Source organism: Streptomyces sp. NPDC057249, from assembly GCF_042669245.1.
Taxonomy (GTDB): domain Bacteria; phylum Actinomycetota; class Actinomycetes; order Streptomycetales; family Streptomycetaceae; genus Streptomyces.
This window is the reverse complement of the sequence record NZ_JBHUXS010000018.1, coordinates 77,960-100,996: the sequence shown is the minus strand read 5'-3', so window position 1 is coordinate 100,996 and position 23,037 is coordinate 77,960. Positions and strand designations below refer to the sequence as shown.

The following is a 23,037-nucleotide window of genomic DNA, read 5'->3' as shown; positions in this document are numbered from 1 at the left end:
GCATGATCGTCTGGATCAACGGCGCCTTCGGCAGCGGGAAGACCACCCTGGTAGCCGAGTTGCACCGCCGGCTGCCGGACTCCCTGGTCTTCGACCCGGAGTACGTCGGCTTCCTGCTGCGCGAGATCGTGGAGGTGCCGGGCGGCGACTTCCAGAACATTCCGCTGTGGCGCAGGCAGGTGGCCTCGCTGGCCCAGGGGCTGGCCGAGGAGTACGGCCGGCCGGTCCTGGCCCCGATGACGGTGATCCGCAGGCCGTACGCCGACGAGATCTTCGGGGCCCTGGAGAAGGCGGGCGTCCCGGTCCACCACTTCTTCCTCCACGTCTCCCCGCCCGTACTCGAACAGCGGCTGCACGACCGCGTGTTGATGCCGGACGACCCGGAGCGCGACGAGGCGGCGCGGCGCTGGGCGAAGGACCGGATCGCCGAGTGCGTGGCGGCGGTGGGAAGTCTGCGGGAGGACACCGTGGTGCTGGACGGCGAACTGCCCACCGGCGAACTCGCCGCACTGGTGCTGGAGCGGACCGGTCTCCGCTAGACCGGCAGGTTGCGGTCGACGTACTCGAAGACCGAGCCGTCCGGGTGCACCGCGATCAGGTTGCGGCCGACCGGGGTCGGGACCGGGCCGGCGATGACGCGGGCGCCGACCCGGGTCAGGGTCGCGTGGGCCTCGTCCACGTCCTTCACGGCGATGGTCGCGGTGACCTTGCGCAGGATCTCCAGCTCCGACGCGGGGCCGCTCATCAGCAGGAAGCAGCTGATCGCGGCGACCGACACCCCGCCGCGCTCGAAGCGGAGGGCCCGAGCGCCGGTCAGCTGCTCGTAGAAGGCCACCGCGGCCTCCAGGTCGTCGACGCAGATACGCAGCGTGGTTCCCAGGATTTCCATGGCGGCCAGGTTAGTTGGCCGTCCGCCGCCATGTGATCCCTTCGGCCCCGGTCGCGCTCAGCCGCGGCACAGCACCTCGCCGTGCGGCACCATGAACCAGCCGTCGTCCTGCGCGCCCCACTCGCGCCACGCCTCGGCGATCTCCGCCAGCTCCTCCGCCGTGGCGTGCCCGCCGTCCACCGCGAGCCTCGCGTACGCCGATCCGACGGTACGGTCGGCCCACAGCCCGCTCCACCAGGCCCGGTTCTCCGGCGTCGCGTAGCACCACGAGCCCGCCGTGGGCGTGATGTCGGTGAATCCGGCCTGCCGCGCCCAGGACAGCAGCCGGCGTCCGGCGTCCGGCTCGCCGCCGTTGGCGCGGGCCACCCTGCCGTACAGGTTCGCCCAGCGGTCCATGCCCGGCGACCCGGGGAACCAGGTCATCGCCGCGTAGTCGCTGTCGCGCGCCGCGACGACGCCTCCCGGACGGCACACCCGGCGCATCTCGCGCAGTGCCTGGACCGGGTCGCCGACGTGCTGGAGGACCTGATGGGCGTGGACCACGTCGAAGGAGTCGTCGGGGTAGTCCAGGGCGTGGACGTCCGCCACGGCGAACTCCACGTTGTCCAGGCCGCGTTCGGCGGCGGCCTCGGCCGCTTGGGCCAGGATCTCGTCGGTGGTGTCGACGGCCGTCACCCGGCCCGGCGCCACCAGTGCGGCCAGGTCCGCGGTGATGGTGCCCGGGCCGCAGCCGACGTCCAGCACGTCCAGTCCCGGGCGCAGTTCCCCGAGGAGGTAGGCCGCGGAGTTGGCGGCGGTGCGCCACCGGTGCGAGCGCAGCACCGACTCGTGGTGGCCGTGGGTGTAGACGGCGGTCTCCTTCGGCATGGCCGTGTCCTCTCTCGAAACGCGAACCGCGGAAGCGCTGATCGACAGGACCACCGTAGAGCCTGTCGCCGAATAATGAGATGGGTATCTTGCGATGTGGACGGCGGCCGGATGCGCGAAAGGGCGGCCGACCTCGCGTCGACCGCCCCTCCCCGGGCCCCCGGCCCGGTCTCGCTACGCCGGTCGCGGGCAGTACACCGTGAGCGCCTCCGGCAGCTTGTCGATCATCAACTCCTTCTCGCTGTGCGCCACTTCACCGTCGTACGCGTACGGCGTCCCCGGCTTCAGGCCGGAGACCCGCACCCGCTGCCGGCGCACCGCCGCATGCATGGGGGAGCGGGTCAGCGGGCCCGCGACCGCCGCCGCGAGCAGCCTCAGGCCGGGCGTCCGGCCGCCGTGCACCACGCGGACGTCCAGCAGCCCGTCGGCCAGGTTGTGCCGCCGCCCGGGCGCCGGGCCCACCCGCTGGAACAGCCCGTTGCCGACGAACAGCAGCCACAACGGGCGGCACCGGCCCTGGAGTTCGGCCTCCAGCGGGCGCTCGCCGCGCAGTACGTGCAGGGCCGCGAGCACCCCCGCAGGCCAGCCGCCGATCCGGGGCGACCAGCGCTCCCGCATCCGCACCAGCTCCGGATACACACCCAGACTGAAGGCGTTCAGGAAGTAGCCGTCGCCGCCGTCCGGCCCCGGCCGGAACCGGCCCAGGTCCGCCCGCACCGCGCTGCCGGCGGCGAGCGCGGAGCAGGCGTCGGCGACGGTCTCGATACCCAGGTCGTACGCGAAGTGATTGAGGGTCCCACCGGGGAACACCGCGAGCGGCACCTCGTGCTCCACCGCCACGGAGGCCGCCAGGTTGACCGTGCCGTCCCCGCCGCACACCCCCAGCGCCGTGCACCGGTCCGCCGCCTGCGCCAGCTCCGAGGCGAGCCGGCCGGGCGGGCACTCCACGATCTCCGCCTCCGGCAGCGCGTTCCGGATCAGCGAGGCCGTCGCGGTCGCCGTCCCCGACTCCTGGTTGGCGACCACCACCAGGCCCCGGCCCTCGGGCAGGGCGGGCGCGTCGGCCGGCGGTCTGCCCGGCGCGGGCAGCTGTCCCCTGGTCGGTATCACCCCGCGCAGGGCGAACGCCGCCCCCACGCCCAGCGCCGCCCCCGCCAGCACATCGCTCGGGTAGTGCACCCCGGTGTACACGCGGGACGCCGCCACGGACAGCGCGACGGGCGCCACGACCGCGCCCCAGCCCCGCGACTCCAACGCCACCCCGGTGGCGAACGCCGCCGCCGAAGCGGCGTGCCCGGACGGGAACGACGTGGTCACCGGCTGCCGCTTCAGCTGCCGTATCACCGGCACGGCGTCCAGGAGCGGCCGCTGCCTGCGGACCGCGCCCTTGCCCACCGTGTTGATCGCCGCCGACGCCACCGCGAGCGAGGCGATCCCGCGCAGCGCGGCCCGCCGGGCCCGGGCACTGCCCCCGAAGGCGGCCATGCCGGCCGCGGCCCCGAACCACAGGAGCCCGTGATTGGCGCTGCGGCTCAGACGGGGCAGCACCGGACCCGCGGCCGGCCAGTGCCGTTGGGCCAGGTTCTGGAACACGGCGAGATCGCGCCGGTGGAACCGGTCGCGCAGCCCGGCGATCCGGGACGGGACGGAAGCATTGCTCGCTGACGACATGCGACAGCGGATACCCCGCATCGCCGCCCCGAACCAGCAGCCACGCCGACGGTAGCCTGTGATCGTCATACCGGTCACCGGCCTGGACGCCGGACAGGAGAGGGGGGTGCACGGCCATGGGGCGACTCGTCCCCGCGGTGACCAGGGCACTCGACGTGCTCGAACTCTTCCTCCAGGGCGACGGCACACTGTCCGCCCCCGAGGTGACCCGCAAGCTCCAGCTGCCCCGCACCACCGTCCACGAACTGCTCACCACGCTCGCCGCCCGGTCCTACCTGGTCACGGACCCCGACCGGCCCGGACGGTACCGGCTGGGCGTGCGCACCTACCAGCTCGGCAGCCGGTACGCCGAACAGCTCGACCTCGCCGCCGAGGGCCGCCAGGTCGCCCGGCGCGTCGCCGAGCGGTGCGGCGAGTCCGTGCACGTGGCGATCCTGGACGGCACCGATGCCGTCTGCGTGGCCCAGGCCGACTCCACCCACGCCGTCCGCACGGTGTCGGCGGCCGGCCACCGGCTGCCCGCCCACTGCACGTCCGCCGGCAAGATGCTCCTCGCCTCACTGCCCGCCCCGGAGCTCGACGCCAGGCTCGACGGCCTGGAACCGGCCGCCCTGACCCCGCACACCCTCACCGGCGAGCGCGAGCTGCGGGCCGCCCTCGACGCCGTCCGGCAACGGGGCGTGGCGACGGAGCACCAGGAGTCCGACCCGGGCGTCAGCTGTGTCGCCGCCCCGGTGCGCGACCGGTCGGGGCGGGTCGTCGCCGCGCTCTCCGTCTCGGTCCCGATGATCCGCTGGACCGAGGAACGCGAGCGGGAACTCGCCGCCCTCGCCCGCGAAGGCGCCGACGAGCTGTCCGGCCGCCTCGGGCACGACCGCGGCACGGCCCGGACCGCAGAGCCACCGGGCGCCCCGCCCGGTTCCCTCGTATAAAGGTCCGGAGGGCGGACGGCGAAGGAGGCCCGATGGGCCGGGAGCGGACCGGGCGGCACGAGCACGGCACGGACACGGTCCGGGAGGACCGGGGCCCCGTACGCTACGGGCCGCCCGCCCCCTGGCCGGGACTGCCCGTGCTGCCGGAACTCGCCGAGGTACTGGCCTCCGCCGCCGGCCGCGCCGCCCCCGAACCCGCCGGCGGATCGGCAGCCCTGCGCGAGGCCGCCTGCGCCTACTGGGACCGGCGCGGCCTGCGCGGCGGCCCCGAGCGCGTGGCGGCGGCACCCGGCACCGCGCCGCTCCTCCTCGCCCTGATCGCCGCGCACGGGGGCGACGTGCTGCTGCCGCGCCCCTGCCCCGCCTCCTGGATTCCGCAGGCCAGGCTGCTCGGCCGGCCCGCCTACCAGGTGCCCACGCCCGCCGAGTGCGGCGGGGTGCCCGACCCGTACGCCCTCCTCGAAACCGTGCGGCGGGTGCGCGCCGAGGGCGGCCGGCCCCGGCTGCTGCTGCTCTCGGTGGCCGACGACCCCACCGCCACGGTCGCCCCGCCGGAACTCGTGCGCGAGGCGTGCGAGGCCGCCGTGGCCGAGGGGCTCCACATCGTCAGCGACGAGACCTGGCGCGACACCGTGCACCGCCCGCACGACACGGTCCTGGTCAGCCCGGCCGAGATGTGCCCCGACGACGTGACGGTGGTCTCCGGTCTGTACGGCGCGCTCACCCCGGCCGCCTGGCCGGTCGCCGTCGCCCGGTTCCCCGGCACCGACCGCTCCGCCGCCCGCCACGCCCGTACGCTCGACGTCCTCACCGCGCTCGGCGCCTCCGTCGCCGGACCGGTCGCGGCGGCCGCCGCCCACGCACTGCGCGAACCGGAGGCCGTGACCGCACGCGCCCGGCGCTCCGCCGCCCTGCACGCCCGGCTCGCCACCGAGGCGCACCGCGCCGTCCTCGGCTGGGGCGCCCTCGCCCGGCCCCCGCAGGCCGGCCGCCACCTCTACGCGGACCTGGGCCCGCTCCGCTCCCGGCTCGCCGCCCGGGGCGTCACCGACTCGCTCGAACTGGAGGAGTTCCTGTCCGCCCGGCTCGGCACCCCCGCCCCCGGCGGCCACCGCTTCGGCGACGAACTCGGCGCGCTGCGGGTCCGCCTGGGCACCGGCGTGCTCCTCGGCACGGACCCGGAGCGGCAGGCCGAAGCGCTCACCGCCCCGGACCCGCTCGAATTGCCGCACATCGCGGCAGCGCTGAGCATTTTCCGAGCAGCCCTCGACGCACCGCGCTGACCCACCGCGCCGGCGCACTCCTGGACGGGAGCCCCGATGACGGACCAGACCGAGAGCCCGGTCGCACCCCCCGCGGTCTGCGGCGACGTCGTCACCCCGCGCCCGCTCGGCGAGGTGCGCACCTGGCCCCGCAGCTTCGCCGACCGGCTCACCGCCCCGCTCCCCGGAGTCCGGGGCATGACCCGGCTGGCCCGCGAGCACGCCATCCGGCCCAACGCGGAGGGCCTGCGCCACATCCACCGGCTGCCGTACGCCCCCGAACCCCTGCCGCCCGTCCCGGCGGGCGCCTCGTGCGTCACCTGGGCCGGGCACGCCAGCTGGATCATCCGCACCGGCGGCCTCACCGTCCTCGCCGACCCCGTCTGGTCCCGCCGCATCCTCGGCACCCCGGCCCGGATCACACCCGTCGGGGTCCGCTGGGCGGACCTGCCGCCCGTGGACGCGGTCGTCATCAGCCACAACCACTACGACCACCTGGACGCCCCCACCCTGCGCCGGCTGCCCCGGCACACCCCGCTGTTCGTCCCGGCCGGACTCGGCCAGTGGTGCCGCCGCCGGGGCTTCGCCAACGTCACCGAGCTCGACTGGTGGGAGTCCGCCGAGCTGGACGGCGTCCGCTTCGACTTCGTACCCGCGCACCACTGGTCCCGGCGCACCCTCACCGACACCTGCCGCTCGCTGTGGGGCGGCTGGGTCGTCCAGGACACCACCGGCGCGGGGGACGGCAGCCGGATCTACTTCGCCGGCGACACCGGATACGGCCACTGGTTCGCCGAGATCGGCCGCCGCCACCCCGGCATCGACCTCGCCCTGCTGCCGATCGGCGCGTACGAGCCCCGCTGGTGGCTCGGCGACGTCCACACGGACCCGGAGGAGGCCGTGCAGGCGTACGAAGACCTCGGCGCCCACGCCATGGCCCCGATGCACTGGGCGACCTTCCTGCTGTCCGCCGAACCGGTCCTCGAACCGCTCACCCGGCTGCGCACCGCCTGGCAGCGCGCCGGACACCCCCGCGACCGGCTCTGGGACCTGCCCATCGGCGGCTCCCGCCTGCTGGCGCCCGGGCCGCCCGGCATCACCGCGCCCACCACGTCCGCGTCCGGCGCCACACCGCGGGCGCCCCGCTGATCACCAGCGTCAGACCCACCGCCGCGACCACCCCCTGCCACGGCTCCGGGAAGAGCGAACCGCCCAGGATGCCGATCAGCTGGTACGTCGCCGCCCACGCCAGACACGCCGGCACATCGCCCCGGGCGAACCGCCGCAGCTCCATCCGGCCCAGCAGGCAGGCCAGCATCACCGGTATCCGCCCGGCCGGCACCAGCCGGGACAGCACCAGGACCGTCGCCCCGTGCTCGTCCAGCTTCCGCTGCGCCTGCTCCAGGCGTTCCGGCGCCGCCCGGTCCCGAATGGTCCGGAGCCACCGCGACCCGTTCTTCGACCGCACCCCCCGCTGCCCCAGCCAGTACAGGCACATGTCCCCCAGGAACGCCGCCGACGACGCCACCGCGAACACCACCAGCAGCGAGAACGGCGACGACTGGTGGAACGCCACCACGGCCGCCGAACTCACCAGCGCGCCCGTCGGCACCACCGGCACCAGCGCGCCGAGCGCCACCAGCAGGAACAGCGACGGATAGCCGACCGCCTGCTGCGTCGACTCGGCGGGCAGCTGCGCCGCCTGGCGCAGGAACTCGATCACGCGCAGCCCTCCGGCCGCACCCGCTCGCCGTGCGCCAGCCGGTGCACCGCCACCTCCGGCGCCACCAGGGCCGCCTTGCGCACGAACTCCTCGCCCGGCGCGTGGAACTCGTGCGGCCGGACCCCGTCCATCCCGATCGGCCAGTACGTGCCGTAGTGCACCGGCACCGCCGCGAGCGGCCGCAGCCGGGTCAGCGCCTGGGCCGCCCGTCCCGCGTCCAGGTGCCCGTGGCCCAGGTAGGGCCCCCAGCCGCCGACCGGCAGCAGCGCCACGTCCACCGGGCCGACCGCCTGCGCCATGTCCTCGAAGAGCCCGGTGTCCCCGGCGAAGTACGTGCGCGCCGCACCCTCCACCACGTAACCGAGCGCCGGCGAGCGGTGCGGGCCCAGCGGCAGGCGCCGGCCGTCGTGCAGCGCCGGGACGGCCCGGACCCGCACCCCGCCCGCCCGCACCTCGTCGCCCGCGACCACCTCGGTGATCCGCAGACCGCGCGCCCGGCGCAGCACCCGCAGCCCCGGCACCGACCGCACCGAACCGCGCGGCACGACCACCCGCGCGCCCGGGGCGACGCGCGCCAGCGACGGCAGGTGGAGGTGGTCGGAGTGCAGATGCGAGATGAGGACCACGTCGGCCACGGCCGCGTCCGGACCCGGCAGCTCGCCGCGGCGTCGCCGCAGATGCGCGAAGCGCCGTACGAACAGCGGATCGGTCAGGAAGCGGACCCCGGAGTCCTCGATCGTGCACGTGGCATGACCCCACCAGGTGATCTCCACCGGCACGTGACGCCTCCTCCTGCTCACCGGACCCTTCGGACCCCTCCACACCTGCCCGGACGAGCCTACGGCCAGTCGTGCCCGGGCGGCCCGCGCACCCCGGCGCACCCGTGGATCACCGGCCGGGCCCCGTGCCCCCGTGCGCCCCCTCACCGCCCCGGAACGCTCCCGCGGCCCTCGCGCACGGACCCATAGGGTCGGGGAACGACGAGCACGGGGAGAAGACGGGCCATGGGGGACGTACGCGTGGCGGCCATCGCCAGCCTGACGCCGCTGGAGGAGCTGGACAGCGATCCGTTCCTCGTGGACACCCGGGGCCAGCACGCCATGTGCGCCCGCTGGGCCGCCGACCAGGGCTACGTGGTCACCCGGCAGCTGCGCCTCTACGGTCTGCGCCCCGACCACCCGGCGCTCTGGTCCGACATCGAGAGCGGCGAGGTCGAACTGTTCGTCGCCCCCAGCGACCGGGTCCTCGCCCGCGCCCTGGCCTCGGTGCCGGAGTTCACCGCCGAGTGCGAGAGGCGCGGCGTACGCCTGGAGATCGCCGGGCTCGCCGAGCCGTCCTACACCGCCGACGGCAAGGCCGGTGTGCACCGCCGCCTCTCGATGCCGACCGCCGGATACGACGGCTGCTGACCGGCCGCCGGGCCGTCCGGCCCGCTGTGAAAGGCTGGGACAGGGCCCGGAACGGCAGGGCCCGGACGTGAGGTGACGACGGCGTGAGCGACAGACGATGGCGGCGGACCGGCGCCGCGCTGATGCGCGTGATCGCGGTCTGGGCCGTCTCGACGCTCACCATGCTCGCGCTCGCCGGCATCCTCCCCGACTTCCGGCTCCAGTCCCCCGACGGCGACAGCACCACCAAGACCGCCTTCACCGCGGCCTGGGGCGCGGGCGCCTTCGGACTGCTCTCCGCGCTGGTCTGGCCGGTTCTGGTACGGGCCCTGCTCATCGTCCCCGCCCTCGTCCTCGGCGCCCTCGTCTTCTTCCTCAACGGCTCACTGCTGCTCATCGCGCTGTGGCTCATCCCGGACGGCCGCGGCGCCGCGGCCCCGGAGACGGCGGTCGCCGTCGCGGCCGTGATGTCCGCCGTCGCCTCCGCGACCTCCACCGCTCTCGCCGTGCGCGACGACAACGCCTACCGCCGCCGCCTCTCCCGGCTGGCCGACCGCCGCCGCCGGCGCAGCGGCACGGACGGCGACGCGGGCGGGGGCCCGCCCGGCACCGTTTTCATCCAGCTCGACGGGGTCGGCCACGACGCCCTCGTCGCGGCGGCCGCGGGGGGTGTCATGCCGACCGTCGCCCACTGGCTCGCCGAACCCGGAGGCCACCGGCTCATGCCCTGGCGCACCGACTGGTCCAGCCAGACCGGTGCCAGCCAACTCGGCATCCTGCACGGCACCAACCACGACGTGCCCGCCTTCCGCTGGTACGAGAAGGAGACCGGCCTCGTCATGGTCTCCAGCAAGCCGGCCAGCGCACTGGAGCTCCAGCGCCGCGCCGTCGCCCGCACCCGGGACGGCGGGCTGCTCACCCTCGACGGCGCCAGCCGGGGCAACCTCTTCAGCGGCGGCGCCGCCCAGCTCGCGCTCGTCCTCTCGATGGCCGCCAGACTCGGCAAGGGCCGCCGGTCACGGGCCGGGTACTTCGCCTACTTCTCCGACCCGGCCAACGCCGTCCGCACCGCCGGCTCCTTCGCCGCCGAGGTCTGCCGGGAGATCGCCCAGTCGACCCGCTCCCGCCTCCGCAAGGAGACGCCCCGCATCAAGCGCGGCGGCCTGTACCCCTTCATCCGCGCCTTCGCGACGGTCGTGGAACGGGACGTGGTGGTCGCCGCCGTCATCGGCGACATGTTCGCCGGCCGGACCGCCGTCTACGCCGACCTGGTCGCCTACGACGAGGTGGCGCACCACTCCGGACCGCGCAGCCGGGACGCGGAGAAGGTGCTCGCCCGCCTCGACCGGGCGCTCGCCCTGATCGCCGAGGTCGCCCGGCAGGCGCCCCGCACGTACCGGATCGTGCTCCTGTCCGACCACGGCCAGAGCCCTGGGCACACCTTCGCCGGGGTGTACGGGCTGACCCTCAAGGACCTGGTGCGGGCGGGCAGCGGACTGCCCGTGCCCCGGCGCGCACAGCGCACCCGCAGCGCCTCCGAGGCGCGCGACGCGGTCCGCATCGCCCTGCGCCGACCGGTCGCCGAGGGCCAGGAGGAGCAGGTCGCGGTTCCCTTCGACCCGATAGTCCTGGCCTCCGGCAACCTCGGCCTGATCTCCTTCCCGGACATCGAGGGCCGGGCGTCCCAGGAGCAGCTGGAGCGCCGCCACCCCGCGCTGCTCTCCACCCTCGCCAACCACCCGGGCATCGGCTTCCTGCTGGTCCGCAGCGAGCGCCACGGCTCCGTGGTGCTGGCCCGCGACGGGGTGCGGGTGCCCGTCGCGGAGCTGGCCGACGGACAGGGGCCGCTGGCGGTGTACGGCCCCGGCGCCGCGGACGCGATCCGGCGGACGGACACCTTCCCGCACGTCGCGGACGTGATGGTCAACTCCATGTACGACCCCGCCACCGGCACCGTGCACGCCTTCGAGGAGCAGATCGGCTCGCACGGCGGCCTGGGCGGCGACCAGTCCCGGCCGTTCCTGCTGTGGCCCCGCACCATGACGGACCCGCTGGACGCCGTCACCGGCGAGGACGGGGAGCGCCCGGCCGAACTCGTCGGGGCCGAGGCCGTGCACCGGGTCCTCAGGCGCTGGCTCCAGGAGGCGTCGGGGCCCCAGGTGCCGGTGCGGCCGGACGGGCGCCCGGACGAACGGGCCGGCCGCGCCTGATCAGGCCGACTGCCGGCGCACCAGCGTCGGGTGGAAGATCACCGAGGGCGGCGGGTCCACCGGCTTGCCGATCTGCTTGAGCAGCAGCCGGGCCATCTCCGCCGACATCTCCTCCACCGGCTGCCGGACCGTCGTCAGCGGCGGATCACAGGCCAGCGCGGCACTGCTGTCGTCGAACCCGACGAGCGCGACGTCGTCCGGGACCTCCTTCCCGGCCCGCAGCAGCACCGGCACCGCCCCGAGCGCCATCAGGTCCGACGCGATGAACACCGCGTCCAGATCCGGACGCTCCGCCAGCAGCCGCCGCATCGCCGCCGCGCCCCCGGCGTGGGTGAAGTCGCCCTCGGCGGTCACCACGTCCCCGATGCCGTGCGCCGCGAGCGCGTCCAGGAACCCGGAGAGCCGCGCCTGACCGGCCGGCATGTCCTGCGGGCCGGACACCGTGCCGATGCGGCGGCGGCCCAGCGCGGCGAGATGGTCGGCGGCCAGCCGCGCCCCGGCCCGCTGGTCCGCCTCGACATAGGTGAGCGGCGTCGGCCTGCGCGGCTGCCCGGCCAGCACGGCGGGCAGCCGGGTCCCGTGCAGCAGCCCGGGCAGCGGGTCTTCCGCGTGCGACGAGATGAGCACCACCCCGTCGACGTGTCCGTGGCGCAGGTACGAGAGCAACTGGTCCCGCGACTCCTGGTCGTCGGCCAGCATCAGGACCAGCTGGATGCCGGCCGGGCGCAGCACCTCCAGGAGACCGGCGACCACGCGCCCGAAGTACGGGTCGGAGAACATCCGGCCGACGAACGGCTCGGGCACGGTGCGCCGCTCCCGCTCCGAGACGACCAGCGCGATCGAGTCGGTCCGCCGGGTCACCAGCGAGCGGGCCGCGCGGTTGGGGACGTAGCCGGTGGCGTCCACCGCCGCCTCCACGGTCCGCCGCAGCGCCGGGTCCACGGTGGTCGCCCCGTTGATCACCCGGGACACCGTCGCCCGTGACACACCGGCCACTCCGGCGACGTCCTCCAAGGTCACGGGGCGGGCGGGCGGCGGTACGTCGGCAGGCATGCAGTCTTTATACCGGGTGGTACGACCGGCGGGGCAACGGCCCTGGACGCCTTGGGACTACGTTGACCCGGCCGTCAGCCGGAAGCGCCGGGCAGGGTGGGCAGCCGGGCGATCTCGGCCCGGCGGGCGGAGACCAGGGCGGCGGCGAGCCGCTTGGCGTCCGGCCGGGTGCCGGCCCCGGTCTCCGAGCGCGACACCTGGGCGGTCTGGCGCAAATGGCCCCCGATCCGGTCCACCAGGAACCGGTCGAAGGCCGCGCCCTTCAGCGCGCGGGCGCGCCGGAGGTCGTCGGCCGTCACCATGCCCGGCATGTGGTGGCCCTCGTGCACATTGGTGCCCGGGAGCCCCATCTCGGTCAGCAGCGGCCGCAGCCGGGCCAGTTCCCGGTTCTGCGAGGTCCGCAGCCCGGCCGCCCAGCGCCGTACGTCGGCGTCGCCGGAGCGGTCGGCGGCGAGTGAGAGGAGCGCCACGGCCGACTCGTTCATCGGGGTCATGAGCTGAGCCCAGGCGGCGTCCGTCGGATCGGCGGGGGCGCCGGTGGCGGGCGGGGGAGTGCTTTCCGGCTCGGCCGCCGGGGAGCCGCAGCCGGTCGGGAGGAGGAGCAGCAGGGTGAGCGCCGCCGCACTGCGGGCCGCTTTCATCAGGGGCTCCCTCGGGGGAGAGCCGTCCGGGGCGCGGGGCCCCGGACGGCGGGTGGGGGCGGGGTGTGCGTCAGGGGGTGCCGTCGGCCCCGCACTTGATGATGGCGTTGATGCAGTCGCGCACGCGCTGAGCCAGTTCGGCCTCGGGCCACACGTTGAAGAAGTCGCCGTGCATCGTGTAGCCGGGACCGGACGCCAGGCGGAACCTGGACGGGTCACCGTTCACCGGATACCGCAGCACCTGGCGGAGCTTGGGCACCGGCACCGGGTGGGTGGCCGGGCACTCGCCGTTGACCGGGTACGACATGTGGCTCTTGTGGTCGGGCGAGTCGAGGTCCTTGCCGTTCCAGCACTGCGGGAAGTCGAGGTACGACTCCAGCATCGCGTCGGCCGGGCAGTTGACGAAGTCGTGCGACGGGTTGACCTCGCCGTGGTGCAGACAGGACCAGCGCGAGATGGTGTTGTCGTTCGGCCCGGTCGCCCTGGCGTTGCCCGCGACGATCCGCAGACCCCGGGGGAAGGGCCTGATCTGCCGGATGACGTCGTCCCGGACGCCCTCGCCCAGGTAGTAGAACGTGGTGCCGGTGGGCTCCACCGCCCTGTCCCCGTCGTACAGGGTTGGCACCCAGTACGACGACAGGTCGATGTCGGGTGAGCAGGTGCTCCTGGCCTTCTCCAGCGAGGCCAGGTCGGAGTGGCCGTTCGTGGAGTCGTTGCCGAAGAAGCTGTGCATGTGCGAGGCGCCGGGCAGGCCCGGGAAGACGATCGGGTCGTCGGGCGCCCGGTGGGTGTACGGGCACTCGGCGAGGAACTCGGCCACCCGGACCACGTCGGCGGCTGCCTTGGGTGCGGGCGCCGCCGGGCCGGCGGACGCGCTGCCGGTGGCGGTCTGAAGGAGGGTCAGGGCGAGCGCGGCGGCGGCGAGCGCCGCCGCGCGGTACCGCCGGGGCGACGGGGTTCTGCGGCGGCTGTCCTCGCCGTTGCTGCGTTGACGGAAGAAGAGCACGGCACTCCTGTTCGGGGAAGTGGTGGGGGGATGTGCCCTGATCATGGGCGGTCTGATCAGGCGAGAGAGCGCTCTCTGTCAGGGGAACGTAAAGGCGTGTTCGGGGCATGTCAATGCGGTCAACCGACCTTTGGTTTCGGCCCTCTCTGTGCCGACTCGGGTTGCCGGGAGTGGGAGAGCGCTCTCTTGACGAATAGGGCAGCGGAACACCGAGGGGGATGCGGTGGAGAGCGCTCTCCACTCTCCTCCGGCACGGGCGTTGTCAGTGGTGGGCGGCAGGATGGAGGGCATGACGAACTCAGCAGTCGTGCTCGCCGACCATGCCTCCTACGCCGCCGCCGTCGAGGAGGCCGCGCAGGCCGCCGCCGCGTACTACGCCACGGGCGAGAGCACGCTCGACGACGACGCCTACGACCGCCTGACGCGCGGCATCGCCGCGTACGAGCGGGAGCATCCGCAGGAGGTGCTGCCCGCCTCGCCGACCGGCAAGGTGGCGGGCGGTGCGGCCGTCGGGGACGTGCCGCACACCGTGCCGATGCTCTCCCTCGACAACGTCTTCTCGGCCGAGCAGTTCGCCACCTGGACCGCGTTGCTGGAGCGCCGGATCGGACGGCCCGTCACCGCGTGGAGCGTCGAGCCGAAGCTGGACGGGCTGGCGGTCGCCGCGCGGTACCGCGAGGGTCGTCTGGAACGGCTGATCACCCGCGGCGACGGGACCGCCGGTGAGGATGTCTCCCACGCCATCGGGACCGTCCTCGGACTCCCCGCGCGGCTCGCGGAGCCGGTCACGATCGAGATACGCGGCGAAATCCTGATGACCACCGAGCAGTTCGAGCAGGCCAACGCGGTCCGCACCGAGCACGGCGGCGCCCCCTTCGCCAACGCGCGCAACGGCGCCGCGGGCACCCTGCGCGCCAAGGACCGCGCGTACACGGTGGAGATGACGTTCTTCGCGTACGGCGCCCTGCCGCTGCCCGACTCCGGCGACCTGGCCGCCGAGCTCGCCGAACTGCCGCACAGCCGGGTGCTCGCCCGGGTCGCCGAGCTGGGCGTGCACACCGCCGCGGACACGGAGGCCGCTCCCCGCACCGCCGCCACCGTCGAGGAGGTCCAGGCCCGCATCGATGAGGTCGCCGCGCTGCGCGCCGCGCTGCCGTTCGGCATCGACGGCATCGTCATCAAGGCGGACCCGGCCGCCGATCAGCGCGACGCCGGTTCCGGCACCCGGGCCCCGCGCTGGGCCATCGCCTACAAACTGCCCGCCGTCGAGAAGGTCACCCGCCTCCTCGGCGTCGAGTGGAACGTGGGCCGCACCGGCATCATCGCGCCGCGCGCCGTGTTGGAGCCCGTCGAGATCGACGGCTCGACCGTCGGCTACGCCACCCTGCACAACCCGGCCGACATCACCCGCCGGGACCTGCGCATCGGCGACCACGTGATGGTCTACAAGGCGGGCGACATCATCCCCCGCATCGAGGCGCCCGTCGCCCATCTGCGGACCGGTGACGAACAGCCCGTCGTCTTCCCCGAGGCGTGCCCCCAGTGCGGCTCGGAGATCGACAGCAGCGAGCAGCGCTGGCGCTGTGTGCGGGGCCGCGACTGCCGCGTCGTCGCCTCCGTCTCCTACGCCGCCGGGCGGGACCAGCTCGACATCGAAGGGCTGGGCACGACCCGGGTCGTCCAGCTGGTCGACGCCGCTCTCGTCACCGACTTCGCCGATCTGTTCATGCTGGAGCGCGAACAGCTGCTCACGCTCGACCGGATGGGGGAGACCAGCACCGACAATCTGCTGGCCGCGATCGACGCGGCCCGCTCGCAGCCGCTCTCCCGGGTGTTCTGCGCCCTCGGCGTGCGCGGCACCGGGCGCTCCATGTCCCGCCGGATCGCCCGCTACTTCGCGGAGATGGACCGCATCCGGGCCGCCGACGAGGAGGAGTTGCAGCGGGTCGACGGCATAGGCAAGGAGAAGGCGGCCGGCGTCGTCGCGGAGCTGGCCGGGCTCGCCCCGCTCATCGACAAGCTGGTCGCCGCCGGTCTCACCATGACCGAACCGGGCGCGACCCCGCCGCCCGCACCGGGTGAGGAGGCCGACGAGCAGACGGCCGCGAGCACCGAGGGCGCTCCGCTGGCCGGCATGACCGTGGTGGTCACCGGGGCCATGACGGGCGCCCTGGAGAAGCTGTCGCGCAACCAGATGAACGAGCTGGTCGAGCGGGCCGGCGGAAAGTCCTCCTCCAGCGTCTCCAAGCGCACGACGCTGCTCGTGGCCGGCGAGAAGGCGGGCTCCAAGCGGGCCAAGGCGGAGGACCTCGGGGTGCGGATCGCGACGCCGGAGGAGTTCGCGGAGCTGCTGGCGGAGTTCCTGCCGGTTGACGCGTAGGCGTCACGCACGCTGGGTGCGGGGCCTGGCCCGGTCCTTCGATTTTGCGTGGGAGTGGCTTTCTTTGCCTCCCTATTGCATAGTGAGGGCTCGGCCATGCCTCGCGATCAGCGGGTCACTGGGTGTGTGTACGGCCGCGGCTGCGAGCCGGGGGTGAGGGGCGATGCGTTCTTTGCGCGACGGACGGCGGCACGACCGCTCCGTCCACCGGCACGACCGGGGCGCCACCCGGGGCCTCGCCCTCGATCTCGGCAGCTCCCGCACCCGGGCCTGGGTCCCCGGACAGGGCGTCCTCGCGGACACCGTCCACGGGACCGGCGAGTACGGCCCGGGCCGGCCCGTCCGGCGCGGCCGCATCGTGGACCCGGACTCCTGCGGCCGGATGCTGGCCCGCATCGCCGACCGGGCCCTGGGCGAACGCCGTGAGGACGCGGTCATCGTCCTCAGCCACCCCGTGCTCGCCGGCCCGGGGCACCGGGCCGCCGCCCGCGACCTGCTCCGCGCCCTCGGCCCCTCGGACGTCATCGTCCTGGACAGCGCCCGAGCCGCCGCGGCCTGCGCCGGGCCCGGGGACGGCGGCCCGCTCCTCGTCCTCGACATCGGCGCCGAGCTGACCGAGGCGACCCTGCTCGTGGACGGCCTGGTGCGCGACGCACGGCTCGCCGAGACCGGGCTCAGCGACCTGGCCCCGGGCGAACCGCCCACCGCCGCCGTCCGCGCCGTCCTGGACATGGTCATGGCCATGTGGCGGCAGGACCCGCACGGCGCGCTGCTCGGCGCCCTGCGCAGGGGCCCCTTGCTCACCGGCGGCGGTGCGCTGCGCCCCGACGTCACCAACCGGATAGCGGTCCGCCTCGGCGTCCCGGTCCGGCGCACGGACGACCCGGCGACCACGGTCGTGCGCGGGGCCGGGCTGGTTCTCAGCTCCGTCCTCCGCCACGCCACGGCGCCCGCCCTGCCCGGCCGCCCCCGGTGACCCCGCTCCCGGGGCCGCCCCCGGGGAACGCGCACCCGGGGCGCCCGTCCGCCGCGCGGCACTGCCTGGTCGCGCTGCTCCTCGCCGTGCTCGCCCTCGTCGGCGGCGCACCCGCCGCGGCCGGAGCGGGTCTCCCCGTACGCGCGACGGCGGCCCTGTCCACGACGCCCGCGACGGCCGCCCCCGCCCCGCCCGTACGGGAGGCGACCGCCGAGCGGTCCACCGGCCCGGCCGCGGCCGGGCCGACGCCCCCGACCGCCCCGGCCGCCTCGTCCGTCCCGCCGCCGGCCACCGTGGACCGGGGCCGGGACACCACCCCGTGGGCCGCCGCCGAGCACCCCCGTACCGCACACCAGCTGCCCCCGCCGGGCCCCGGCGGGCTCGTCCCGTGCCCCGTGCGGGCCCCGCTTCCGCGTACCGCCCCCTGGTCCGTCCGTACCGCCCCCGCCTCCGCCGTCCAGCGCCCGCGCGTGGCGCTGCCCGGCGTGCGCGGGCCTCCGAGTGCCGGTGTCCACCGGCCCGGGGACCGCTTTCCGGTCCCGCGACCCATCAACGCCGTGACGTTCCCGCCGTCCTGACCGGGCTGGGGGCGTGCCCGGCGCCCCCTCGGAGGAAACCCGCAATGACGCGCGCCACCACGGTGCGGGCGGTACTGGCTGCGGCCGTGCTGCTCGTCTCCGTGTTCATCACGCTGACCATGTCCCCCAGACTCGGCCTCGATCTCCAGGGCGGCACCCGCATGGTGCTCCAGGCCGAGGACTCGGAAACCGCGAAGGCCGACCGCGAGAGCACCGACCGCACCCTGGAGGTGCTGCGCCGGCGCATCGACTCGCTCGGGGTGACGGAGCCGACCCTCACCCGGTCCGGTGAGGACCGGATCATCGTGGAGCTCCCGGACGTCCAGGACCCGCGCAAGGCCGCCGACGTCATCGGCAAGACCGCCCAGCTCACCTTCCACGCCGTCCAGGGCCCGGGCACGACCGCCGAGGACGGCAAGGGGCGGACCCTGCCCGACGAGCAGGGCCGCGAACTGGCCCTCGGCCCCGTCGCCCTGTCCGGCGCCGGGGTCAAGGAGGCGTCCGCGTCCTTCGACGCCCAGCAGGGCGCCGGCTGGACCGTGTCGCTCGACTTCCACAAGGACGCCGGCCGGGAGTGGACCCGGCTGACCGGGGAGGCGGCCTGCCACCCGGTGCAGGACGAGCGGCGCCGGGTCGCCATCGTGCTCGACAAGCGGGTGATCTCCTCCCCGCAGGTGTCGCCGACGGTCTCCTGCGGCACGGGCCTGCCGTCCGGCTCCACCCAGATCACCGGCTCGTTCAGCGCGGACGAGGCCCGCGAACTCGCGCTGCTGATCGAGGGCGGCGCGCTGCCCGTGCCGGTCGAGATCGTGGAGCAGCGGACGGTCGGCCCGACGCTCGGCGCCGCCGCCATCGACGCCAGCGCGCGGGCCGCCCTGATCGGCGCGGCGGCCACCGCCCTGTTCGTCATCGTGGTCTACCGCCTCTTCGGAGCCCTCGCCGCCGTGGCGCTCGCGGCGTACGGAGTGATCTCGTACGCCGCCCTCGTCGCCCTCGGCGTCACGCTGACCCTGCCGGGACTCGCCGGGTTCGTGCTGGCCATCGGCATGGCCGTCGACGCCAACGTGCTGGTCTTCGAACGGGCCAGGGAGGAGTACGCCGGACGGCCCGGGAAGAGCCTGCGCGCCTCGCTCGCCGCCGGGTTCAAGGGTGCCTGGACCGCCGTCGCCGACTCCAACGTGACGACGCTCATCGCGGCCGGGCTGCTGTTCTTCCTCGGCTCCGGACCGGTCAAGGGATTCGGCGTCACGCTCGCCATCGGCGTCCTGGCGTCGATGTTCTCCGCGCTGGTCATCGCCCGCGCCCTCACCGAGATCGCCGCCCGCTCGCGGTTCGTCGCGGACTACCGGGGCGTCAACGGCATCGCCATCCCGGGCCGGGTGCGGACCTGGCTCACCCGGCGCGACCCGCAGCTCATGCGCTTCCCGCGCCGCTGGCTGACGGTCTCCGCCGTCCTGATCGCGGTGGCCGTGGCGGGCATCGTGGTGCGCGGGGTGAACTTCGGCGTCGAGTTCACCGGCGGCCGCCTCGTCGAGTACTCCACCAGCCGCCCCGTGGACGTCGAGACCGCGCGCACCGCCCTCGCGGGCGCCGGGTTCGGGGACGCGGAGGTCACCACGGCCGGCGCGGGCGACATCTCGGTACGCGCCGGGGAGCTCGACAACGACGGCGAACACGCGGTACGGGCGGCCCTGGCCGCCGAGGGCGGCGAGGCCACCAAAGTCCGCGACGAGCTGATCGGCCCCAGCCTCGGCGACGAACTGCGGCGCAACGCCCTGATCGCCCTGGCCATCGCCGTGCTCGTGCAGCTGGCCTATCTGGCGGTCCGGTTCCGCTGGACGTTCGCCGTCGCCTCGGTCGGGGCGCTCGTGCATGACGTGATCATCCTGGTCGGGGTGTTCGCCTGGCTGGGGCGCACCGTCGACGGCATCTTCCTGGCGGCGCTCCTCACCGTCATCGGGTACTCCGTCAACGACTCCGTCGTGGTCTTCGACCGGGTGCGGGAACTGTGGGCGAAGGCCCGCCGCAAACCCCTCGCCGACGTGGCCAACCAGGCGGTCCTGCAGACCGTGCCCCGGACGGTGAACACCGGGATGGGCGCCCTGTTCATCCTCACCGCCCTCGCCGTCCTCGGCGGAGACTCGCTGGAGGACTTCGCCCTCGCCCTGCTGATCGGCGTCGTCGTCGGTACGTACTCCTCGGTGATGACCGCCGTACCGGCCGCGCTGCTGCTGGAACGCACCAGCAAGGTGCCGCCGCCCGCCCGCACCAGGGCCCCGCGCGCCCGGCAGGGCGCCGGACGCCGCGACCCGCACGACAACGGGGCGCGGGTGTAGCCGCCGCCGGGCCCGTGCCGCCCCGTCCGGCGGACACGGGCCCGGCCCGCCCTCAGGGGGCGAGCGAGCGCAGATACGCGGCGGTGTCCGCGTCGGCCGGCAACAGCGTCTCGACGGCCAGCTCCGCCACCGTCACGTCCATCGGCGTGTTGAACGTGGCGATCGAGGCGATGAAGGACAGCACGTGCCCGTCGTGCTCGATGACCAGCGGCAGGGCGAACGGCACCGACGAAGAGGGCGGCTGCCAGTCCTCGTGCCCGTCCGGGCCCGCCGGCAGCGGGTACCCCGCGACCTCCTCGTACAGCTCGCGCAGCTCCGGCGAACGGACCAGCGCGATCTGGCGCTCCATCTGCGCGAGCAGGTCCGCCCGCCACTCGCGCAGGTTCCGGATGCGCGGGGCCAGGCCCTCCGGGTGCAGGGTGAGCCGCATCGCGTTCAGCGGCGGCGCCAGGAGGTGTTCCGGCACGCCGTCGAGCAGCCGGGTCATCCCCTGATTGGCCGCCACCACGGTGTACGTCCCGTCCACGACGAACGCCGGATACGGCTCGTAGCCCCGCAGCAGCCGGTCGAGGCCGTCCCGCAGCGCCCCCATCGCCGGGTCGTCGAGCGCGGTCTCCGCGTAGTGCGGGGCGTAACCCGCCATCACCAGCAGGGCGTTGCGTTCCCGGACCGGTACGTCCAGGTGTTCCGCGAGCCGCAGCACCATCTCCTCGCTGGGCCGCGAGCGCCCCGTTTCGATGAACGAGATGTGCCGGGCCGAGGAGCCGGCCCGCAGCGCGAGCTCCAGCTGACTGACCCGGCGCCGCTCCCGCCAGCTGCGCAGCAGCGGCCCTACCCCCGTGTCGAGCGCGACAGTTGTCATACGGAGACCGTAACGTTCCCGGCACCGCCGACCGGAATCGACCACCCGTGAGGGAGCCGCCCCATGCCCGCCGCACCCCTGCCGCAGAACGAGATCGAGGACCGGCTGCGCGAGCTGCCCGGCTGGACGCTGGAGGGGGACCGGATCGCCCGCACCTACCGGCTGCCCTCGCACTTCGCCGCCGCCGCCCTCGCGATGCACGTCGCCGCGATCCAGGACGAGCTGAACCACCACAGCGACCTGAAGCTCGGCTACCACACCGTCGCCCTCGCCGTGAACTCGCACGACGCGGGCGGCAAGGTCACCGAGAAGGACCTCGGCCTCGCCGCCAGGGTCGCGGCGGTGGCGCCGGGCCACGGGGCGGAGTAGGGCGGCCGGTCCCACGGCCGGGCGGCGCCCTCAGGCAGCGGCGCCGAACCCGGGGTGCGTGGCGAGCCAGCGCGCGTAGCTCTCGCTGCGTTCCACCGCCTGGGCGTACGCCGCCCGGGTGTGCCCGCTCACCGCTCCGGCCGCCGCCGAGGCGGCGGCCGAGCGCGGGTGCCGGCCCAGCAGGTGGCGCCAGCTGAGCGGAGCCCCGGCGACCGGACGCGTCACCACCCCCGGCGTCGGCGGGAACGTCGCCCGGCACAGCCCCACCGCGCGCCCGACCTGGACGAGGTGGACGACGGACGAGGTGTCCGTCTCGTACACCGACACCGGGCGGAACCCCGCCCGCGCGCACGCCGCCACGAAGCAGTCGGCGAAGCAGCCGTCGCCCGGCACGTCCGCCCAGCACTCGCCCGCCAGCTCGGACAGCTCCAACTCGCCCCGGGACGCCAGCGGATGGCTCTCGGGCAGCATCACGAAGACCGGGTCGATCCCGACGACCTGCCACTCCAGGCGGTCCTGCTCCGGCGGGGCGCTCTCGCCGCAGGTCCCGATCAGCGCGAAGTCGAGCCGGCCGTCCACCAGTTGCGCGGCGATCTCGGCCACCGACCAGGAGGTGTACGTGGACACCGGCGTCTTGGGATGCGCGGCGGCCAGCCGGTCCACCAGACCCCCGAGGAGCGGGCCGTGCGTGCCGCCCAGCCGGAACCGCTCCATGGACCCCGTCGCGTTGGCGAACCGGACCGCTTCCTCCTGGAGTTCACTGACGGCGGGCAGGACGACCCGGGCACGCTCCAGGACCAGTTCGCCCAGCGGCGTCGCCCGCGCGCCCGTGTGGTCGCGGTCGAACAGCGGGCCGCCGAGCGCCTTCTCGATCCGCCGCAGCTGTGCGCTGAGGGCGGGCTGTGCCAGGCCCAGCGCGGTGGCGGCCTTGGTCAGGCTGCCGGTGTCGGCGATGGCACGTACGGTTCGCAGATGGCGCAACTCCAGCTCCATCACCGCACGTTATGGCTCCCGTGGCCGCACGGCAATACGTCGGTGGTTCAGACCTCTGGTTCGGGCCCGCAGACCGCGAGCATGGCCTAGAGTCGCCCCCGATGCTGGATTACAACCACGAGGCCGCGGTCTACGACGAGACGCGCGGCGGGCTGCCGCGCGCCGAGGCGGCGGCCACCGCCGTGCTCGGCCTGCTGCCGGACACGGCACGCTCCCTGCTGGACGTCGGCTGCGGCACGGGCCTGGTCACCGGACGGATCGCGGCCGGCCGGCCCGGGCTGCGGGTGACCGGCTCCGACGCCGCGCACGGCATGGCCGCCGTGGCCCGGCAGCGCGTCGGCGCCGTCGTGCTCGCGGACGCCCGCCGGCTGCCCGTGCCCGACGCGGCGGTGGACGCGGTCACGGCCGTCTGGCTGCTGCACCTGCTGCGCGAAGCGGGCGCGGTCCGGGCGGTGGTGGCGGAGGCCGCGCGGGTGCTGCGGCCGGGCGGGGTGTTCGTCACCACCGTCGACAAGGACGCCGCGCACGACGTGGGCAGCGACATCGACGAGGTGTTCGCCCCCTATCTGGCGCCGACCCCGGCCGACGGTACGGACCTGGTCGTCGCCCATGCGGCGGAGGGCGGCCTCGAAGTGCTGGGGGAGGCGTTCTTCACCGGACACGGGCAGGGCCGCTCACCGGTGGGCGCGGCACGCGGGGTCCGGCGGCGCTACTACACCTCCCGCCTCGCCCTGCCGGGGGACGCCGCCGAACGGCTCGTCCGGGAGCTGGCGGCCCTGCCCGACCAGGACCGCGAGCGAGCCGACCCGCAGTACCGGCTGCTGGCGTTCCGGCGTCGGTAGCCCACCCGGGCGACTTGCCGGAACAGCAAGGATGTTTGCCTCGGCGGCAGGCCATGGTG

The 23,037-nt window shown here is 74.9% G+C and carries 22 protein-coding genes; 12 read left to right on the top strand and 10 right to left on the bottom strand.

Translation table 11 applies throughout. The annotated features are described in order from the left end of the window. Positions 1-2: 2 nt before the first annotated feature. Positions 3-539: an AAA family ATPase gene (locus ACFUJY_RS28215; protein ID WP_383304840.1), complete on the top strand. Its 537-nt coding sequence runs from the start codon at positions 3-5 to the stop codon at positions 537-539. Here ACFUJY_RS28215 and ACFUJY_RS28210 read toward each other — a convergent pair. The 3 genes from ACFUJY_RS28210 to ACFUJY_RS28200 form a co-directional block, all read right to left on the bottom strand. Further along, on the bottom strand, positions 536-889 hold the full coding sequence (locus ACFUJY_RS28210; RefSeq protein WP_383304838.1) for a VOC family protein: 354 nt from the start codon (positions 887-889) through the stop codon (positions 536-538). The genes ACFUJY_RS28215 and ACFUJY_RS28210 overlap by 4 nt on opposite strands. 57 nt (positions 890-946) lie before the next feature. Next, positions 947-1,756, bottom strand: a complete 810-nt coding sequence (locus tag ACFUJY_RS28205) for a class I SAM-dependent methyltransferase (RefSeq protein ID WP_383304836.1) — start codon at positions 1,754-1,756, stop codon at positions 947-949. A 174-nt stretch (positions 1,757-1,930) separates the two neighbouring features. Further along, complete coding sequence (locus ACFUJY_RS28200) at positions 1,931-3,427, bottom strand: bifunctional phosphatase PAP2/diacylglycerol kinase family protein (RefSeq protein ID WP_383304835.1); 1,497 nt, start codon at positions 3,425-3,427, stop codon at positions 1,931-1,933. A gap of 116 nt (positions 3,428-3,543) precedes the next feature. On the opposite strand from ACFUJY_RS28200, the gene ACFUJY_RS28195 reads away from it, so the two are divergent. From ACFUJY_RS28195 to ACFUJY_RS28185, 3 genes are read left to right on the top strand one after another with little or no spacing between them, the layout of a single operon-like run. Then, entirely contained in the window at positions 3,544-4,359 is an 816-nt protein-coding gene (locus ACFUJY_RS28195; protein ID WP_383304833.1) for an IclR family transcriptional regulator, read from the top strand. A 32-nt stretch (positions 4,360-4,391) separates the two neighbouring features. Next, complete coding sequence (locus ACFUJY_RS28190; protein WP_383304831.1) at positions 4,392-5,642, top strand: aminotransferase class I/II-fold pyridoxal phosphate-dependent enzyme; 1,251 nt, start codon at positions 4,392-4,394, stop codon at positions 5,640-5,642. A gap of 36 nt (positions 5,643-5,678) precedes the next feature. Beyond that, positions 5,679-6,770 (top strand): MBL fold metallo-hydrolase, encoded by a 1,092-nt coding sequence (locus ACFUJY_RS28185; RefSeq protein ID WP_383304829.1) that lies wholly within the window; start codon positions 5,679-5,681, stop codon positions 6,768-6,770. Here ACFUJY_RS28185 and ACFUJY_RS28180 read toward each other — a convergent pair. Together ACFUJY_RS28180 and ACFUJY_RS28175 are read right to left on the bottom strand one after the other, a co-directional pair. Beyond that, positions 6,718-7,344, bottom strand: a complete 627-nt coding sequence (locus ACFUJY_RS28180; RefSeq protein ID WP_383304827.1) for a DedA family protein — start codon at positions 7,342-7,344, stop codon at positions 6,718-6,720. The two genes, ACFUJY_RS28185 and ACFUJY_RS28180, sit on opposite strands and share 53 nt — an antisense overlap. After that, positions 7,341-8,123 carry an MBL fold metallo-hydrolase gene (locus tag ACFUJY_RS28175; RefSeq protein WP_383304826.1) on the bottom strand — a complete coding sequence of 261 codons (783 nt, stop codon included), beginning with the start codon at positions 8,121-8,123 and terminating at the stop codon, positions 7,341-7,343. Before ACFUJY_RS28175 ends, ACFUJY_RS28180 begins: the two co-directional genes overlap by 4 nt. 225 nt (positions 8,124-8,348) lie before the next feature. Here ACFUJY_RS28175 and ACFUJY_RS28170 point away from each other — a divergent pair, with 225 nt between their 5' ends. Together ACFUJY_RS28170 and ACFUJY_RS28165 are read left to right on the top strand one after the other, a co-directional pair. Further along, positions 8,349-8,753 (top strand): hypothetical protein, encoded by a 405-nt coding sequence (locus ACFUJY_RS28170; protein ID WP_383304824.1) that lies wholly within the window; start codon positions 8,349-8,351, stop codon positions 8,751-8,753. 83 nt (positions 8,754-8,836) lie between these two features. Then, positions 8,837-10,942 carry a phage holin family protein gene (locus ACFUJY_RS28165; protein WP_383304822.1) on the top strand — a complete coding sequence of 702 codons (2,106 nt, stop codon included), beginning with the start codon at positions 8,837-8,839 and terminating at the stop codon, positions 10,940-10,942. Here ACFUJY_RS28165 and ACFUJY_RS28160 read toward each other — a convergent pair whose 3' ends face one another. From ACFUJY_RS28160 to ACFUJY_RS28150, 3 genes are all read right to left on the bottom strand, one after another. Next, positions 10,943-11,995 carry a LacI family DNA-binding transcriptional regulator gene (locus ACFUJY_RS28160; protein WP_383304820.1) on the bottom strand — a complete coding sequence of 351 codons (1,053 nt, stop codon included), beginning with the start codon at positions 11,993-11,995 and terminating at the stop codon, positions 10,943-10,945. Between the two features lie 74 nt (positions 11,996-12,069). Next, positions 12,070-12,636 (bottom strand): DUF305 domain-containing protein, encoded by a 567-nt coding sequence (locus tag ACFUJY_RS28155; protein ID WP_383304818.1) that lies wholly within the window; start codon positions 12,634-12,636, stop codon positions 12,070-12,072. A 70-nt stretch (positions 12,637-12,706) separates the two neighbouring features. Next, positions 12,707-13,687: a DUF1996 domain-containing protein gene (locus tag ACFUJY_RS28150; RefSeq protein WP_383304816.1), complete on the bottom strand. Its 981-nt coding sequence runs from the start codon at positions 13,685-13,687 to the stop codon at positions 12,707-12,709. Positions 13,688-13,922: 235 nt separating this feature from the next. Here ACFUJY_RS28150 and ligA point away from each other — a divergent pair, with 235 nt between their 5' ends. The 4 genes from ligA to secD all read left to right on the top strand — a co-directional run bounded on the left by ligA (position 13,923) and on the right by secD (position 19,912). Then, entirely contained in the window at positions 13,923-16,022 is a 2,100-nt protein-coding gene (gene ligA, locus ACFUJY_RS28145) for an NAD-dependent DNA ligase LigA (protein ID WP_383304814.1), read from the top strand. Between the two features lie 163 nt (positions 16,023-16,185). Then, entirely contained in the window at positions 16,186-16,998 is an 813-nt protein-coding gene (locus ACFUJY_RS28140; protein ID WP_383304812.1) for a rod shape-determining protein, read from the top strand. Then, the gene (locus tag ACFUJY_RS28135) at positions 16,995-17,576 is read left to right on the top strand and encodes a hypothetical protein (RefSeq protein WP_383304810.1); all 582 of its coding nucleotides are present in this window, start codon (positions 16,995-16,997) and stop codon (positions 17,574-17,576) included. Before ACFUJY_RS28140 ends, ACFUJY_RS28135 begins: the two co-directional genes overlap by 4 nt. Positions 17,577-17,620: 44 nt before the next feature. Continuing rightward, the gene (gene secD / locus ACFUJY_RS28130; protein ID WP_383304808.1) at positions 17,621-19,912 is read left to right on the top strand and encodes a protein translocase subunit SecD; all 2,292 of its coding nucleotides are present in this window, start codon (positions 17,621-17,623) and stop codon (positions 19,910-19,912) included. 52 nt (positions 19,913-19,964) lie between these two features. On the opposite strand, the gene ACFUJY_RS28125 is transcribed toward secD, so the two are convergent. After that, complete coding sequence (locus ACFUJY_RS28125; RefSeq protein ID WP_383304806.1) at positions 19,965-20,774, bottom strand: helix-turn-helix domain-containing protein; 810 nt, start codon at positions 20,772-20,774, stop codon at positions 19,965-19,967. A 63-nt stretch (positions 20,775-20,837) separates the two neighbouring features. Here ACFUJY_RS28125 and ACFUJY_RS28120 point away from each other — a divergent pair, with 63 nt between their 5' ends. Next, the gene (locus ACFUJY_RS28120; protein WP_383304804.1) at positions 20,838-21,143 is read left to right on the top strand and encodes a 4a-hydroxytetrahydrobiopterin dehydratase; all 306 of its coding nucleotides are present in this window, start codon (positions 20,838-20,840) and stop codon (positions 21,141-21,143) included. A gap of 30 nt (positions 21,144-21,173) precedes the next feature. Here ACFUJY_RS28120 and ACFUJY_RS28115 read toward each other — a convergent pair whose 3' ends face one another. Further along, on the bottom strand, positions 21,174-22,136 hold the full coding sequence (locus tag ACFUJY_RS28115) for a LysR substrate-binding domain-containing protein (RefSeq protein WP_383304802.1): 963 nt from the start codon (positions 22,134-22,136) through the stop codon (positions 21,174-21,176). Between the two features lie 101 nt (positions 22,137-22,237). Here ACFUJY_RS28115 and ACFUJY_RS28110 point away from each other — a divergent pair, with 101 nt between their 5' ends. Next, the gene (locus ACFUJY_RS28110) at positions 22,238-22,978 is read left to right on the top strand and encodes a class I SAM-dependent methyltransferase (RefSeq protein ID WP_383304801.1); all 741 of its coding nucleotides are present in this window, start codon (positions 22,238-22,240) and stop codon (positions 22,976-22,978) included. Positions 22,979-23,037: the final 59 nt, after the last annotated feature.